Origin of the sequence: Pseudomonas sp. S3E17, from assembly GCF_024168685.1 — a bacterium.
GTDB lineage: Bacteria > Pseudomonadota > Gammaproteobacteria > Pseudomonadales > Pseudomonadaceae > Aquipseudomonas > Aquipseudomonas marginalis.
The window spans coordinates 3,270,759-3,286,033 of the sequence record NZ_JALJWE010000001.1 but is presented as its reverse complement, the minus strand read 5'-3'; the positions used below and the strand labels follow the sequence as shown (position 1 = coordinate 3,286,033).

General features: G+C 61.6%; 18 protein-coding genes. 9 read left to right on the top strand and 9 right to left on the bottom strand.

The window, feature by feature from the left end:
• The first annotated feature begins 118 nt into the window (after positions 1 to 118).
• Complete coding sequence (locus tag J3D60_RS14620) at positions 119 to 1,069, top strand: YihY/virulence factor BrkB family protein (RefSeq protein WP_027605604.1); 951 nt, start codon at positions 119 to 121, stop codon at positions 1,067 to 1,069.
• A gap of 3 nt (positions 1,070 to 1,072) precedes the next feature.
• Entirely contained in the window at positions 1,073 to 1,612 is a 540-nt protein-coding gene (gene def / locus J3D60_RS14615; protein WP_027605605.1) for a peptide deformylase, read from the top strand.
• A gap of 39 nt (positions 1,613 to 1,651) precedes the next feature.
• Here the strand turns inward: def and J3D60_RS14610 are convergent, their stop codons facing one another.
• The 7 genes from J3D60_RS14610 to J3D60_RS14580 form a co-directional block, all read right to left on the bottom strand.
• A complete protein-coding gene (locus J3D60_RS14610; protein ID WP_253491841.1) occupies positions 1,652 to 2,470 on the bottom strand; it encodes a class I SAM-dependent methyltransferase in 819 nt (272 codons plus the stop codon).
• A gap of 60 nt (positions 2,471 to 2,530) precedes the next feature.
• A complete protein-coding gene (locus J3D60_RS14605; protein WP_027605607.1) occupies positions 2,531 to 2,968 on the bottom strand; it encodes a GNAT family N-acetyltransferase in 438 nt (145 codons plus the stop codon).
• A 287-nt stretch (positions 2,969 to 3,255) separates the two neighbouring features.
• Positions 3,256 to 3,768 carry a hypothetical protein gene (locus J3D60_RS14600; protein WP_253491840.1) on the bottom strand — a complete coding sequence of 171 codons (513 nt, stop codon included), beginning with the start codon at positions 3,766 to 3,768 and terminating at the stop codon, positions 3,256 to 3,258.
• Positions 3,769 to 3,901: 133 nt separating this feature from the next.
• Entirely contained in the window at positions 3,902 to 5,311 is a 1,410-nt protein-coding gene (locus J3D60_RS14595) for an MFS transporter (protein ID WP_065939129.1), read from the bottom strand.
• Positions 5,312 to 5,323: 12 nt separating this feature from the next.
• Positions 5,324 to 6,061: an NAD(P)-dependent oxidoreductase gene (locus J3D60_RS14590; RefSeq protein ID WP_253491839.1), complete on the bottom strand. Its 738-nt coding sequence runs from the start codon at positions 6,059 to 6,061 to the stop codon at positions 5,324 to 5,326.
• Positions 6,062 to 6,071: 10 nt separating this feature from the next.
• Positions 6,072 to 6,704, bottom strand: a complete 633-nt coding sequence (locus tag J3D60_RS14585; protein ID WP_065925277.1) for a glutathione S-transferase family protein — start codon at positions 6,702 to 6,704, stop codon at positions 6,072 to 6,074.
• Positions 6,705 to 6,797: 93 nt separating this feature from the next.
• Positions 6,798 to 7,829 (bottom strand): LacI family DNA-binding transcriptional regulator, encoded by a 1,032-nt coding sequence (locus J3D60_RS14580; protein WP_175539082.1) that lies wholly within the window; start codon positions 7,827 to 7,829, stop codon positions 6,798 to 6,800.
• Between the two features lie 212 nt (positions 7,830 to 8,041).
• On the opposite strand from J3D60_RS14580, the gene J3D60_RS14575 reads away from it, so the two are divergent.
• Positions 8,042 to 8,575, top strand: coding sequence for a gluconokinase (locus J3D60_RS14575; protein ID WP_253491837.1), 534 nt, complete (start codon positions 8,042 to 8,044; stop codon positions 8,573 to 8,575).
• Positions 8,576 to 8,659: 84 nt separating this feature from the next.
• Entirely contained in the window at positions 8,660 to 10,012 is a 1,353-nt protein-coding gene (locus tag J3D60_RS14570) for a GntP family permease (RefSeq protein WP_027605614.1), read from the top strand.
• A gap of 93 nt (positions 10,013 to 10,105) precedes the next feature.
• On the opposite strand, the gene alaC is transcribed toward J3D60_RS14570, so the two are convergent.
• Positions 10,106 to 11,317, bottom strand: coding sequence for an alanine transaminase (gene alaC, locus J3D60_RS14565; protein WP_253491835.1), 1,212 nt, complete (start codon positions 11,315 to 11,317; stop codon positions 10,106 to 10,108).
• Positions 11,318 to 11,513: 196 nt separating this feature from the next.
• On the opposite strand from alaC, the gene J3D60_RS14560 reads away from it, so the two are divergent.
• Positions 11,514 to 11,993 carry a GyrI-like domain-containing protein gene (locus tag J3D60_RS14560; RefSeq protein ID WP_253491833.1) on the top strand — a complete coding sequence of 160 codons (480 nt, stop codon included), beginning with the start codon at positions 11,514 to 11,516 and terminating at the stop codon, positions 11,991 to 11,993.
• Positions 11,994 to 12,097: 104 nt separating this feature from the next.
• Here the strand turns inward: J3D60_RS14560 and J3D60_RS14555 are convergent, their stop codons facing one another.
• On the bottom strand, positions 12,098 to 12,589 hold the full coding sequence (locus J3D60_RS14555) for a GNAT family N-acetyltransferase (RefSeq protein ID WP_141155860.1): 492 nt from the start codon (positions 12,587 to 12,589) through the stop codon (positions 12,098 to 12,100).
• 145 nt (positions 12,590 to 12,734) lie between these two features.
• On the opposite strand from J3D60_RS14555, the gene J3D60_RS14550 reads away from it, so the two are divergent.
• From J3D60_RS14550 to J3D60_RS14535, 4 genes are read left to right on the top strand one after another with little or no spacing between them, the layout of a single operon-like run.
• On the top strand, positions 12,735 to 13,154 hold the full coding sequence (locus J3D60_RS14550) for a nuclear transport factor 2 family protein (RefSeq protein ID WP_065925269.1): 420 nt from the start codon (positions 12,735 to 12,737) through the stop codon (positions 13,152 to 13,154).
• A 42-nt stretch (positions 13,155 to 13,196) separates the two neighbouring features.
• Positions 13,197 to 13,541, top strand: coding sequence for a YciI family protein (locus J3D60_RS14545; protein ID WP_065939122.1), 345 nt, complete (start codon positions 13,197 to 13,199; stop codon positions 13,539 to 13,541).
• A 34-nt stretch (positions 13,542 to 13,575) separates the two neighbouring features.
• On the top strand, positions 13,576 to 14,055 hold the full coding sequence (locus J3D60_RS14540) for an SRPBCC family protein (RefSeq protein WP_253491832.1): 480 nt from the start codon (positions 13,576 to 13,578) through the stop codon (positions 14,053 to 14,055).
• The gene (locus J3D60_RS14535; RefSeq protein ID WP_253491831.1) at positions 14,052 to 15,275 is read left to right on the top strand and encodes an RNA polymerase sigma factor; all 1,224 of its coding nucleotides are present in this window, start codon (positions 14,052 to 14,054) and stop codon (positions 15,273 to 15,275) included. Before J3D60_RS14540 ends, J3D60_RS14535 begins: the two co-directional genes overlap by 4 nt.

The window sequence follows — 15,275 nt, the reverse complement described above, 5'->3', positions numbered from 1 at the left end:
TCACATGCAGTGATTAAAGTTTCGAAATTGTTTCAAGGTCGCCAAATAGGCTACCTTGATGTAGAAAACGGCCCCTGAGTCGCCCATGAACCCCCTTTTTGCGGCGAAAGGAGACGCTATGATTTTTCCGGTTCTCGATGGTCTCAAGCTCCACACAGTGCTGGTGCGCACCGTCAAGGAATTCGTCGATGACGAGATGTCCACCTACGCCTCGGCACTGGCCTACCAGATGCTGTTCTCGTTGTTTCCCTTCCTGCTGTTCCTTATCGCCCTGATCGGTTTCCTGCACCTGCCGGACTTTTTCACCTGGCTGCGCCTGCAATCGGAACTGGTGTTGCCGCCCCAGGCCCTGGAGCAGGTCAACCCGGTGATCGACCAGTTGCAGCAATCCAAGGGCGGCCTGCTCTCGGTGGGTATCGTGATTGCCCTCTGGACCGCCTCTGCTGGCGTGCGCCTGATGATGAGCGCCATGAACGCCGCGTACGACGTCGTGGAAGGCCGGCCGATCTGGAAGCGTTTTCCGCTGTCGGTTTTCTACACCATCGGCATCGCCGGCATGCTGCTGGCGGCCGCCGCGCTGATGGTGCTCGGTCCGCAGGTGATGGAATGGCTGGCTGGCCAGATCGGCATGCAGGAATTTGTGGTGACCTTGTGGACCATCGTGCGATGGCCGCTGATCGTGATCCTGCTGATGTTTGCCGTGGCCCTCATGTATTACGTGATGCCGGACGTCGAGCAGAAGTTTCGCTTTATTACCCCGGGTTCGGTGCTTGCGGTAGTGGTGTGGATCGTCGCCTCCCTCGGTTTTGGCTACTACGTCAAAACCTTCGCCGACTACAACGCCATGTATGGCAGCATCGGTGCGATCATCGTGTTGCTCCTGTACTTCTACATTTCCGCCGCCGTGCTGTTGCTGGGGGCGGAGATGAATGCCGTGATCGAGCACATGTCGGCCGAAGGCAAGGAGCCAGGCGCAAAGGATTTCGATGAGCCCGCGCCCGCGCATGAAAAACAACATGTCTCCGGCCTCGGCCGCGACCACTCCAAACCCACTACCGATGAAGTCTGATCGATGATCCGTGAAATCCTGAAAATGGGCGATGAACGCCTGCTGCGTATCGCCCCGCCGGTACCGCCGGAAATGTTCGACAGCCCCGAGCTGTGGCAATTGATCGATGACATGTTCCAGACCATGGAGCACGTGGGCGGCGTCGGCCTGGCCGCGCCGCAGATTGGCGTCGACCTGCAACTGGTGATCTTTGGGTTCGAAGCCAGCGAGCGCTACCCGGATGCGCCGCCGGTGCCGCAGACCATCCTGATCAACCCGTTGATCACACCGCTCAGCCCGGTGCTGGAAGAAGGCTATGAAGGCTGCCTGTCGGTGCCTGGACTGCGTGGTGCGGTGGACCGTTACCAGCAGATTCGCTACGAGGGGTTTGATCCGAAGGGCGAGCCGATCGTACGTTTTGCCGATGGCTTCCACGCGCGGGTGGTGCAGCATGAATGCGATCACCTGATCGGCCGGCTGTACCCCTCGCGCATTACCGACTTCAGCAAGTTCGGCTTTATTGAAGTGATGTTTCCCGACATGGACCCAACTGCTGACGAGTAATCGCCGACCCGTTGAGGAAAAAATGTGGGAGGGACCAGGTTATTTGGCCGGTTTGACGAACCGCAACGTCATCCGGTCCGACTCGCCAATCGCTGCATACTTCGCCTTATCCTGCTCACCCAGCTTCAACGTCGGCGGTAGCGTCCACACGCCGGCGGGATAATCCTTGGTGTCCTTCGGGTTGGCGTTGACCTCGCTCTGGCCTGCCAGCTTGAATCCCGCATCGGTGGCCAGTTTCACCACCTGGGCGGTGGTCAGGTAACCGCTGTCCTTGATCGCTTCCAGCGCGGCCCCGTCCTTGGCCCGGTGATCTTCCACGCCCAGCACGCCACCCGGTTTCAACACCGTGTAGAACGCGCGGAACGTGGCCTCGGCGGTATCGGCCAGCACCCAGTTATGCACATTGCGGAACGTCAGCACGGCATCCGCCGAAGCAGGTTTGCCGAACACCGGTGCCTTGGGGTCGAACTCGACCACGTCTGCCTTGGCATAGCGCGTCGGGTCGGCGGCGAATTTGTTTTTCAGGTTCTCTTCGGACGTGCGCGCATAGGCGCTGCTGCTTGGTGCTTGCACGGCGGCGATGTAATGCCCGTGCTCCTTGAGCAACGGTGCCAGCAGTTCGCTGTACCAACCGCCCCCTGGGGTAATTTCGATCACCGTCTGCCTGGCGCCCAGGCCAAAGAATTCCAAGGTCTGCTGCGGGTGGCGATAGCCGTCGCGGGCGCTGTTGGCCGGGTCGCGCCAATTGCCGGCCAACACACTGGCGTATTGCTGGGCGCTGATCGGTGCGTCGGCGGCCTGGCTGAACGTGGGAACGAGGAGGGCGGTAAGGGACAGAGCTGCAAAGGTCGCTTTCATGATCATCCGAAAAGTGGGCCACTGTGTCGCCGAGGCTAGCATGGGGCCCATGCGGGGCGATCACACATTATCCGAGGACGACCTCACTAAACGATCTAAGCCCATGGCAATCATCGGCTTGTTGCGCTTGTAGCGCACCAGTCGCTCGCTGAGGGATTGCGGCAATAGCGTGTCCTGGGTGAAACCCATGCGCTGATACAAACCCTCCAGGTCCGGATGGCACAACAACCACAGCGTGCCTTGCACCTCGGCCGCCGCCGCCGCTATCAATCGCCCCGCCAACCCCTGGCCGCGATACGCCGGGTCGACAAACACGCCGGTCAACCACTGTCCGCCGACCACGGGTGTCAGGCACAGACCGGCGACAATCTCGCTGTCGCGCGCTACCCACAAACGCCCGCCCTTGAGCGCCTTCATCGGGGAGTCATGACGGCGATAAAACTTGTTCAGCAGCGGCCACAGCGGCTCAGCCAGGGGGGCGATGTGCAGTTCGGGCATGGTGTTTGGGCAACATAATCAAGGGCCGGGGATTATAAGCGCCTTCTGTGCGGCAATAGGTGGTATACCCAGTGTTACATCCCCTGTAAGTGGAGCATGCATCATGGCCAAAGGTATGGATTCAAAGAAAGCCGCGAAGAAGAAACCGGCAAAGACCGCCGACGAAAAACGCGCCGACAAGAAAGCCAAGAAAACCGAGACAGGCCTGTTCGGTCACTGAGTTAATGATCATTCCCACGCACCCGCGTGGGAATGCCGCCAGGGACGCTCGGCGCCCCACCTGTGACTTAGATCGCCGCCAGGGTTTCTTTCACTGCCTGCGCCTGCGGGTCAGTGGTCTTCGCCGCTACCTGCTGCTCTTGCTGCTGCTTCAAACGCTCGGCCACTTGCTTGGAAATGGCGTCCTGCTTTTCCTGCGACATGTTCTGCACATCCGCCTCGGTCAACCCCTGTTCCTTGAGCAATTGCTCACGGATACGCTCGGCCGGGGTTTTGCTCATGTAATCGGTGAAGTCTGCGCGGGCGGAGCTGGTGGTGGAGCCGGTGGCGGGGACATCCGTCGTCGCCGTGGTGGCCGCTGTGCTGGCCTGCAACTGCACGCGGGTCTTGGCGAAAGCTTCGTCGATGCGATCGCCGGCCTTGTCCAGATCCTTCTGCGCGGCCGGCAGGGTCACGCTTTGCTGCGCCGCTTGCAGGGCACCGCTGTACAGCGTGCTGGCGGCGGCGTTGGCCGGGTCCATGTCGGGACGCGTGATCTTTTGAAGGGTCGACACGGCTTGGGTGTTGTTGTTAACCAGCATGATCGGTCACCTGGGAAAATGTTCGGTGCCATAGCGGGAGCAAATAACATGCCGGGTCCGATAACCCCGGTTTGACTGGATTTGGCCTGGCCGCCGCGGCAAACATTGTCCCGCAGGCGGCCAACCGTTGCCGTCAATGGGCGATATGTTCCAAGGCCAGGTTGCGCGTACGCGGGCCGAACCAACTGATGGTAATCATCACGATCAGCATGCTGCTGGCAATAAACGCCAACACACCGGGTGTGCCCAGGTGTTCGAGGATAAAACCGATCAACAGGCTGCTGAACACCGTCGACAAGCGGCTGAACGAATAGCAGAACCCCACCGCCCGCGCGCGGATATTGGTCGGGAACAGCTCGCTCTGGTAGGAGTGGTAACTGAAGCTCAGCCAGGCGTTGCAGAAGGTGATCATCACCCCGCAGATCACCAGCCCCACCGCCGTGGTCTGCAACGCGAACAGGCTGCCGAAGATCACCGCACCCATGGCGGAGCCGACGATCTGCCATTTGTTTTCAAAGCGGTTGGCCACCTTCACAAACAGCAACGGCCCCAGCGGGTAGGCGAGGGTGATGATAAAGGCGTACAGCAAGCTGTGGGTCACGCTGACACCCTGGCCCGAAAGCAGCGCCGGCAACCAGTTGCCGAACCCAAAGAAGCCGATGGCCTGGAACACATGGAACACAATCAGCATCAACGCGCGGCGGCGGTACGGCGGTTGCCAGATGTCGGCAAAACGGCCACTGCCTTGCACGCTGACGGCTTCGGGTTCAGGTTCATCCAGCGGTTTGCCATGGTCTTTCCGGCAGCGTGCCTCAAGGGTGTCCATGATCCTGCCGGCTTCTTCGAAGCGGCCTTTCTGCGCCAGCCAGCGCGGTGATTCCGGCAGGCGCTTGCGCAGTTGCCAGATAAACAGCGCAAACACCGCACTGCTCAGCACCACCCAACGCCAGCCCGACACCCCGAACGGGGCCTGGGGCACCAGCCACCATGACATCAACGCCACGGCCGGCACCGACAGGAACTGGATGAAAAATGCAAAGGCAAACGCCGAACTGCGCATGCGCTTGGGCACCAGTTCAGACAGATAGGCGTCGATGGTCACCAGCTCGATGCCCAGGCCGATACCCACCAGGAAACGCATGCAGATAATGCCCAGCGCGGACGTCTGAATGCCCATCAACACCGTGGCGACGGTGTACCAGATCAGCGCGAAGGTGAAGATCGCCCGGCGTCCGAAGCGGTCGGCAATCGGGCTGAGCAGGCTGGCGCCGAGGAACAGGCCGAGGAAGGTCGCCGAGGCGAACGCCGCCTGGTCGGAGAAGCCGAACACGCCCTCGCTGCCGGTGTGGAAAATCCCGTCACTGATCAGGCCGGGGCTGATGTAGGCGGTCTGGAACAAGTCATACAGCTCGAAAAAACCGCCGATCGACAGCAGCGCCACCAGGCGCCAGACCGTGGCGACGGCGGGCAGGCGGTCGATACGCGCGCTGATATGGGCGGCGCGGATCGGGTCGATGCCGTCTGTAGCTGGGAGTGCAGGCATGGCGGGGAAAACTCAGTCAGTGATCGGGATATCGAAGGTCTGAAATGCATCGTCCAGCGGATGGTAACCCAACACCCGCGTGGTTTCGCTCAGGTCCAGGCGCTTGAAGCGGTTATTGGAAATGCCATGGGCGATCAGGTGTTTCACGCCCTCGGCCTCCACTGCACGCTGCAGCAGCTGCACGGCGTCCCGCGGGCTGAGCCAGGCGCTGAGGTCGCGGGCGTTGTTCAGGTCGTGGGTTTCAACGAATTCGAACGCGCCGATGCGCAGGGCAATCGTCGACAGCGGGGTTTTCGCCGCGTAGTAGCCACACAGCGCTTCGCCGTAGCATTTGCTCACGCCATACAGGTTGCCCGGCATCACCTGCATGCCTGGGGTGATCTGCCGGTCTACCGGGTAGCCTTCGATAGTTTGCGCGCTGCTGGCGAACACCAGGCGCTGTACACCCGCCGCCACAGCGGCTTCGAACAGGTAGGTGGTGGCGAGAATATTGTTCGGCAGCAATTCGTCGAACGTGGCGCTGGCGTGGGGGATGCCCGACAGGTGCACGATCACATCGATGCCTTCGAGCAGGCTGGCCAGGCTGGCTTTGTTGCTGAGGTCGGCGTGCATGAAGCGGTGTTCGCCCAGGTCGAAATCAGGCGCGATGCGGTCGGTGAGGGTGAAACGGTAGCGGTCTCTCGAGGCTTCGAAAAACGTCTTGCCGATTCTGCCGCAGGCGCCGGTGAGCAGTACGTTGAGTCCTTTCACGTGCGTCTCCTCAGTTGTGTCCGTCGAGGGCGAAGAGCTGGAAGCCCTGGTGCTGGCCGAGGCGCTGATAATAGGCGGCAATGGCGGGGTAGGCCGGGCGCGCCATGGGCGTCATCTGCCAGCGATGCACCGAGAGGCCGATGAGGATGTCGGCGAGGGTGAATTCATCGCCGGCAACAAAGGCCCCGGTTTTGCTCAGTTGTTGCTCGAGGATGCCCATCTTGTCGTTCCATCGTTGCACGGCGGCTTCAATCTGCGCCGCGTCCAGGCCGTCCGGGTTATTGCGTACCAGGGCGGTGAAGGCATCTCCCCAGGCACGGTTGAGCTCGACGGCCTGCCAGTCGATCCACTGCTCGACCCGGGCCCGTGGTGCGGGCTCGATGGGCAGCAGGTCGTGGCGTTGGTAAAGCCCCACGAGGTAGCGGCAGATGGTATTGGACTCCCACAGCACGCCGTGGTCGTCGATCAGCACGGGTATCTGCGCGTTGGGGTTCAGGGCAAGGAATTCGGCGGACTGGGTGGGCTGGAAGCCGATGCCCCAGTCTTCGCGCACGTAGTCGATGCCCAGTTCCTGGCAGGTCCAGAGCACTTTGCGCACGTTGATGGAGGACGTGCGACCCAGGATTTTCAGTGAATGTGCCATGGTGCTTTCCTTGCGATGGAGAACAGCCAATCTAGCAGGCGGGAGAAGCTACGGCGATGCCTCCGAGCGGGCGGGGTCAAAATGTGGGAGGGACTACGTGCTCTCGCGAACCTGCAACTCAAACCCCATGTCCACCACCGGCTTGGCGATCCTGTTGCCCGCCATGATCGTCAACAAATGCTCCGCCGCCCGCCGCCCGATCGCTTCCCTGGGGGTACTGATGCTGCTCAGGCGCGGCACCATGAAGGACGAGGCCGGCAAGTCGTTGAAGCCCAGCACCGCGACACGTTCTGGGACTTTGATGCCGTGGCGCATGGCTTCCAGCAGCGCGCCCTGGGCCAGGTCGTCGTTGCCGAAGAAGATCGCATCCACATCCGGATGGGCGGCCAGCAGTTGCAGGAACAGCTCGCCGCCCAGGCCCACCGAGGAAGGGCGTGGTGTCAGCAGTTCCAGCGCCGGGTCGTACAGGCCCGCCTGTTGCAGCGCACGGCGGAAGCCTTCGCCACGCAGCAAGGTGCGTTGGTCCAACTGCGCGCCGATGTACGCCAGGCGCTTGCGCCCGCGGGAGATCAAATGTGCGGCCGCGGTTTCACCCGCCGCCAACTGCGAGAAGCCCACGCAGTTCACGCCGGCATTGGGGTCCAGGTCCATCATGTACACACACGGCACATTACTGGCCTCGACCATCCGTCGGGCGCTTTCGGTGCGATCGAAGCCGGTCAACAACAGTCCGCGAGGCTGATAGGCCATGTAGTTGCGCAGCAGGTTTTCCTCTTCGTCGCGCGAATAGTGGGAGTTGCCGATCAGTACTTCAAAGCCCTTGGGCCGCAGCACCTGGTGGATGGCTTCGAGGGTTTCGATAAACAGCAGGTTGGACAACGACGGCACCAATACCACCACCGAATGGCTCTGGGCCGAAGCCAGGGCACGGGCGGCGGGGTTGACCACGTAGTTGAGTTCGGCAGCGGCGTGCTGGACTTTTTCCACCAACTCGGTGGCTACGGTGCTGATGCCGCGCAACGCGCGGGAGGCGGTAATCGGGCTGACGCCGGCCAGGCGGGCAACTTCGTTGAGGGTAGGGCGACCGGTGGTGCGGGTATTTTTATCGTTCTTGGAGGTCATCAGGCGGCTTGCCAAACAAAAATCGAGGCACTAAGGTAGCGCTGTCTCCAAAAGGCTGCAAATTATTGAACTATGGGTTGCCTGATCCGGTTCAAATGATTGGAGCGGATGCACGCGTCACTCCATAAAAATGACAAGACGGCGCGGGAAAAGCCTGTTTTTGCACTTGCCTCACCGCGTGCAAAGGTAGCGCTATCTGCGTCCTGAGGTGTTCCATGAGTCAACCTGTTACCGCCCTGGTCATCATGGGCGTCGCCGGCTGTGGCAAGACCAGTGTCAGCGAGGCCCTGTGCCAGCTGAACGGTGCCACCGCCATTGAAGGCGACAGCTTTCACCCCGCCGCGAACATCAAAAAGATGAGCGCCGGCCACCCCCTTAACGACGACGACCGCGCCGGTTGGCTCGACATCCTGTGCGATGAACTGCGCCGTTCGCTTAAAGCCGGTGAACATCCGGTACTCACCTGCTCCGCGCTGAAAAAGAAATACCGCGACCACCTGCGCGAAGCCGCGCCGGGCCTGGGCTTTGTATTCCTGGAGCTGACCCGCGAAGTCGCCGCCGACCGCGTGTCCCATCGGCCGGGCCATTTCATGCCGGCCAGCCTCATCGACAGCCAGTTCGCCACCCTTGAATCGCCCAAGGGCGAGCCGCTGACCCTGGCCCTCAACGCCAGCGAAGACAGCGTCGAGGAGTTGGCCAGGCAGACCAACGCCTGGTGGCTGACACACGGTTTTGAACCATCCAACTGATTTTTTGCCGGAAAAGATAGCGCTATCCCCGGCAGGAAATTCAACACCCGCTTTAATAACAACAACAAACAGGAGAGACCCCCCATGTTTGGCATGTCCCACGAGTCGTACCTGCTGTTAGATGCAGTCGTTACCATCATCGGGCTGATCGTCTTGATCACCCGCTTCAAGGTTCACCCATTTATTGCGCTGATCATCGCGGCCGGCTTCCTTGGCCTGACCTCGGGCATGCCGGTGGACAAGATCATCAAGGCGTTCCAGGACGGTTTCGGCGGGGTGCTTGGCTTTGTCGGCATCATCCTCGCGCTGGGCACCATGCTCGGCAAGATGATGGCCGAATCCGGCGGTGCCGATCAGATCGCCCAGACCCTGATCCGCGCCTTTGGCAAGGACAAGGTCCAGTGGGCCATGATGTTCGCCGCATTCCTGGTGGGCATTCCGTTGTTCTTCGAGATCGGCTTTGTACTGCTGATCCCGCTGGTGTTTATCGTTGCGCGCCGCACCGGCGTGTCGCTGATCAAGATCGGCATCCCGCTGCTCGCCGGCCTCTCGGCAGTCCACGGCCTGGTGCCGCCGCACCCGGGCCCGCTGCTGGCCATCGGTGTGTTTGGCGCCGACATCGGCAAGACCATCCTGTACGGCCTGATCGTCGCGCTGCCGACGGCCATCATCGCTGGCCCGATCTTCGGTACGTTTATCGCCAAGTACATCCCGGGCAACCCGTCCCAGGAACTGGTCGACCAACTGGCCCGCGAGCCTGAGAACAAAAACCTGCCGAGCTTCAGTATCACCCTGGTCACCGTGCTGCTGCCGGTGTTCCTGATGCTGCTCAAAACCTTCGCCGACATCGCCTTTGCCGAAGGCAACGTGGTGCGCAACTGGATGGACATGATCGGTCACCCGATCACCGCCTTGCTGCTGGCGTTGCTGTTGTCGCTGTACACCTTTGGCAGTCGCCAGGGCATCCATTCCAAGCAGATCCTCAAGCTGCTCGACGCCAGCCTTGCACCGACCGCCGCGATCATCCTGATCATCGGTGCCGGTGGTGGTTTCAAGCAGATGCTGGTGACCAGCGGCGTGGGTGACGTGATCGGCCACATGGCGGTGAACGCACAGATCAACCCGATCCTGCTGGCGTGGCTGGTGGCGGCGGTGATTCGTGTAGCGACCGGTTCGGCCACCGTGGCGACCATTACCGGCGCGGGCATCGTGGTGCCGGTGGTGGGGATGATTCCCGGGGTTAACCGTGAGCTGCTGGTGTTGGCGACGGGGGCGGGTTCGTTGATCCTGTCGCACGTCAACGATGCGGGGTTCTGGCTGGTGAAGCAGTACTTCAACATGACCGTGGCCGAGACCTTCAAGACCTGGACGGCAATGGAGACCATCCTGTCCGTTGTGGCACTGATCTTTATCATGTTGCTGTCGTTGGTGGTCTAACAGACACACCACAAGGCAAGGGTGAAAACCCAATCAACTGTGGGAGGGGCAAGCCCCTCCCACAGTTTGACCACATTTGTTCAGGTGGATGGGTCAGGCTTTAGCGACCAGCCCATCCGCCCGGAACATCCCGCGAATCCCGCGCACCGCCTGGCGAATCCGGTCCTGGTTCTCGATCAGCGCGAAGCGCACATGATCATCCCCGTACTCGCCAAACCCAATCCCCGGCGACACACAGACCTTCGCTTCCAGCAGCAGCTTCTTGGCAAATTCCAGTGAACCCATGGCGGCATACGCCTCGGGAATCTTCGCCCAGACGTACATCGACGCCTTGGGATTCTCCACCATCCAGCCCAGCTCATGCAGGCCCTTGACCAGCACGTTGCGGCGCTGGCGGTACTGCTCGGCGATGTCCTTCACACACTGTTGGTCGCCTTCCAGTGCGGCAATCGCGGCGACTTGCAGCGGGGTGAAGGTGCCATAGTCGTGGTAGCTCTTGATCCGCGCCAGGGCGTTGACCAGTTCCGGGTTGCCCACCATGAAACCGATGCGCCAGCCGGCCATGTTGTAGCTCTTGGACAGGGTGAAAAACTCCACCGCAATGTCCTTGGCGCCCGGCACCTGCATGATCGACGGGGCTTTCCAGCCGTCGTAGACGATGTCGGCGTAGGCCAGGTCATGCACCACCAGCACGTCGTACTGCTTGGCCAGGGCGATCACCCGTTCGAAGAAATCCAGCTCCACGCACTGCGCGGTGGGGTTGGACGGGAAGCCGAGGATCATCATCTTCGGCTTGGGAATCGAGCCACGGATCGCCCGTTCCAGCTCGGCGAAGAAGTCCACGCCTGGAATCAGCGGCACCGAACGCACCTGGGCGCCGGCAATCACGGCACCGTAGATATGAATCGGGTAGCTCGGGTTGGGCACCAGCACCGTATCGCCCTGGTCCAGGGTGGCCAGCATCAAATGCGCTAGGCCCTCCTTGGAACCGATGGTCACGATGGCTTCGGTCTCGGGGTCGATGTCCACTTCGTAGCGATCCTTGTACCAGCGCGAAATCGCCCGGCGCAGACGCGGAATGCCTTTGGAGGTGGAATAGCCGTGGGTGTCTTCACGCTGGGCGACGGTGACCATCTTCTCCACGATATGGGGAGGCGTGGCGCCGTCGGGGTTACCCATGCTCAAGTCGATGATGTCTTCGCCGCGCCGACGCGCAGCCATCTTCAGCTCGGCAGTGATATTGAAAACGTAAGGGGGGAGTCGATCTATGCGCGCAAAGCGGCGCGGCGAACCAAGGTCTGCCATTGTTGCCTCGAGAGTACGTAAGCGCCCGGAACCGTCCGAGCGACGTCGGCCACTGCGGTGGCCTGCGGGGCAGACAATACGGTCGATGATGGCCAGTTGTCCAGATGTGTCGGGAAATTTTCTGCATGGAGTACTGCAAGGATATGCCCCTATACTCGATACGGGTTTGTTCCCTCATAAGAAGGAGACTGTTCAGATGGACCAGCAGACAAAACAACCGTTAGAACCCCGCATGGAAGACGGCAAGGCCCTGGTGATCGCCGGGGTGCAAGGGCGTTATTCGAAGGCCACCGTGGGGGATATCCCCAAGTTGTGGAGCGTGTTCGACGAAAGCGTAAAACACATCAAGAAACGCGTCGGCGGGGTGGCCTACGGCGTTTGCCATAGCCCCAGCCACGGTGAATTCGATTACATGGCCGGGGTGGAAGTACCGTCCAAGGGCGATGTGCCGAGCAACTTCGAGTGCGTCGAACTGCCTGTGCACCACTACGCCGTGTTCCCGCACTATGGCCCGGTGCAGGCACTGGAGCAGACCTATGAGCGCATCATGTTCGAGTGGTTGCCGCACTCGGGCTACAAGGTGGCGGGGGCGGATTTCGAGCGTTATAGCGCGGATTTTGATGAGCGCAAGGGCACGGGCACGGTGGAGATCTGGTTGCCTGTAGAACCCAAGTAAGCACTGGCTGAACCCTTCCTTTGTGGCGAGCGGGCTTGTCCCGCATTGGGCTGCGCAGCAGCCCCCCAAACCTACCGCTGCGCAGCCCGTCAGCAGAGCCATGGTTAAGACGCATACACCCACCTCAACCTCCGCTCATACCCAACCCGCCCCTTATACGCCTCCCCGCTGTCCACCCATCCTGCGCCCAGATACAACCCCATCGCCGCCACATTGTCCGTGTCCACCGACAACTCCAGCGCCTTGATCTGCGGCCACGCCTGCAATGCCGCCGCCGGCAAGGCTTGCAGGCAGGCCTTGCCGAATCCACGCCCTTGCTGCTGCCGATCCACCTGCAACGCATGCAGCGTTGCGCTGTGTTCATCGGCCCAGTGGGGCAGGCAGGGTGGGCGTTTAAGCAGGAGGAAGGCTACCGGAATGTCGTCGGCCAGCAGGGCAAAGCCTTTGACGCCGGGGCTGGGCTTGGCCAGGAGAGAATTGAGGGCGCAGTACATGTCGCCGCAAAACGGCAACTGTTCAGGGTGAACTTCGATGGCGCTGACGTGCTGTTGTTGCACGGCATTCAGGGTTTCGTAGGCGACAAGGCGGGTTTGCATCGGCGTGTCCGAACAGCGGCAAGGAAGGGCGCAGTCTATCGGGTTTGTGCTGGACGACATTATTTTTCAACGGGCTGTCGATTTGCCCGAGGGCCGTTCGACTAAGGGTGTCTTCCGTGATTTTCCAACCCGAAGGAGTATCGCCATGAGTACCGCAATCAACACCCTGATCGAGCAATGGAAGCAAGCCGTGCTTTCCCGGAATATCGATAAAATTGTCAGCTATTACGCCGACGATATCGTCTCGTTCGACGCCGTGACCGCCCTGCAATTCAAAGGCAAGGCGGCCTACCGTGCGCACTGGGAGGCCTGCATGGAGCACTGCCCCGGCCCGGGCATTTTCGAGTTCCACGAACTGCGTATCGTCGAGTCCCAGGACAGCGCATTCGCCCACTGGCTCGCCCACTGCGGCGGCGCCGGGCCGGACGGTGAAGTAAAGGCTTGCTGGATGCGCGTGACCGCTGGTTATCAACGCTTCAACGGCGACTGGAAGGTGGTGCATGAGCACTGGTCGGCGCCGTTCGACATGGCCAGCGGCACAGCACTGTTCGACCTGAAACCTTGAGCGCCGCGAACTATAGTCAATAGTCCGAAGACGGAGACGCACATGAAATACCTCTGCCTGATCTACAGCAACGAGCAGGTGCTGCACACCTCGCCGGACAGCCCCGCAGACCCGGAATGTCTTGCATACGCGCAGTCCATCCAAAAAAGCGGGCGGATGCTCGCCGCCGAGCCGCTGGAGTCGGTAACCACGGCCACCACGGTGCGCATGCGCAATGGCAAGCTGTCGATCACCGACGGGCCGTTTGCCGAAACCAAGGAGCAGCTCGCCGGGTTCTACCTGATCGAGGCGCGGGACTTGAATGAAGCGATCCAGGTGGCCGGTGGCATTCCGGCCGCCCGGGTCGGCAGTGTGGAAGTGCGCCCTGTGCGCGAATTGAATCTCTGAGCACAACAACCATAAGACTTGAGGAGGTTTAGCCATGCCTACGCAACCTGCCGAATTTGAACTGTCCATCAGCCGCTTGATCGATGCGCCGCGCAGCCGTGTATTCCGCGCCTGGACCGAACCCGCGTTGTTGCAACAATGGTGGGGCCCCCACGGCATGACCACCCCCGAGTGCGAAATGAACCTGTGGGTCGGTGGTCTGTTTCGCACCCTGATGCGTGCGCCGGATGGCAGTGAGTACCCGACCCAGGGCGTGTTCCTGGAAATCGTCGCCCCTCGACGCCTGGTGTTTACCGACGCCTATACGCCGGGCTGGATCCCCTCGGGCAAACCGTTCATGACCGCCGAAGTGATCCTGCAGGAAGTCGAAGGTAACAAGACCCTCTATACCGCCCGCGCCATGCACTGGAGCGCCGAAGACAAACAGGCCCACGAAACCATGGGCTTTCACGACGGCTGGGGCCAGAGCCTGGACCGCCTGGTGACGCTGGTGACCCAGGGCATGCGCGATTGACGCCTCCCATCGAGGCGATCTACCGCAGTGAATCCCGGCGCGTCCTCGCCACCCTGATCCGCCTGCTGGGGGATTTCGACCTCGCCGAAGAAGCCTTGCACGAGGCGTTCTTCGTCGCGGTCGAGCGCTGGCCGCAAGAGGGCGTGCCGGACAACCCACGGGCCTGGCTGGTGTCGACCGGACGCTTCAAGGCCATCGACCGTTTACGCCGCCAGGCCCGCTTTACCCCGTTATTGCAGGCGCAGGCCGACGCACTGGAAGCCGCTGACTGGAGCGTTGAGGACGTGGAAGACGACCGCCTGCGCCTGATCTTCACCTGCTGCCACCCAGCGTTGGCGGCCGACGCCCAGGCGGCGCTGACCTTGCGTGAGATCTGCGACCTCACCACCGAGGAAATCGCCCGCGCCTTTCTGGCCACCCCGACCACCATCGCCCAACGCATCGTGCGCGCCAAGGGCAAGATTCGCGAAGCCAAAATCCCTTATCAGGTGCCGTCGCTGGCCGAGCTGCCCGAGCGCCTCGACAGCGTGCTGCGGGTGATTTACCTGGTCTTCAACGAAGGCTATTCGGCGTCCATGGGCGCGGACCTCACGCGCGAGGACCTGACCCGCGAAGCCATTCGCCTCGGCCGCCTGCTGCTGGAGTTGCTGCCGGAGCCGGAAGTGATGGGCCTGCTGGCGCTGATGCTGTTGCACGAGTCCCGCCGCGCGGCGCGCACCTCGGCCAGCGGCGAGCTGGTGTTGTTGGATGAGCAGGATCGTTCGTTGTGGGACGCGTCCCTGATGGCCGAAGGTTGTGGGCTGGTGGAACAGGCCCTGAGCCGTCGCGGCTTTGGCCCGTACTGCCTGCAAGCGGCGATTGCAGCGGTGCATGCCGAAGCGCCTAGCGCCGGGGAAACGGATTGGCCGCAGATTATCGGGCTCTACGATGTGTTGCTCAGTGCCGTGCCGTCGCCGGTGATCGAGTTGAACCGCGCCGTGGCGGTGGCCATGGGCAAAGGGCCGCTGGCGGGGCTGCAGTTGGTGGAAGGCATTCTGGCGCGCGGGGCGTTGCTGGATTACCACTTGGCGTATTCGGCGCGGGGCGAGTTTTGTCGGCAATTGGGGCGGGTGGAAGAGGCCCGGGCAGCCTACGAAAAAGCCTTGTCACTGACCCGGCAAATTCCGGAAAAGCAATTCCTGGAACGCCGCCTGGCCGAACTCAATCCCCCCAAGCAATGA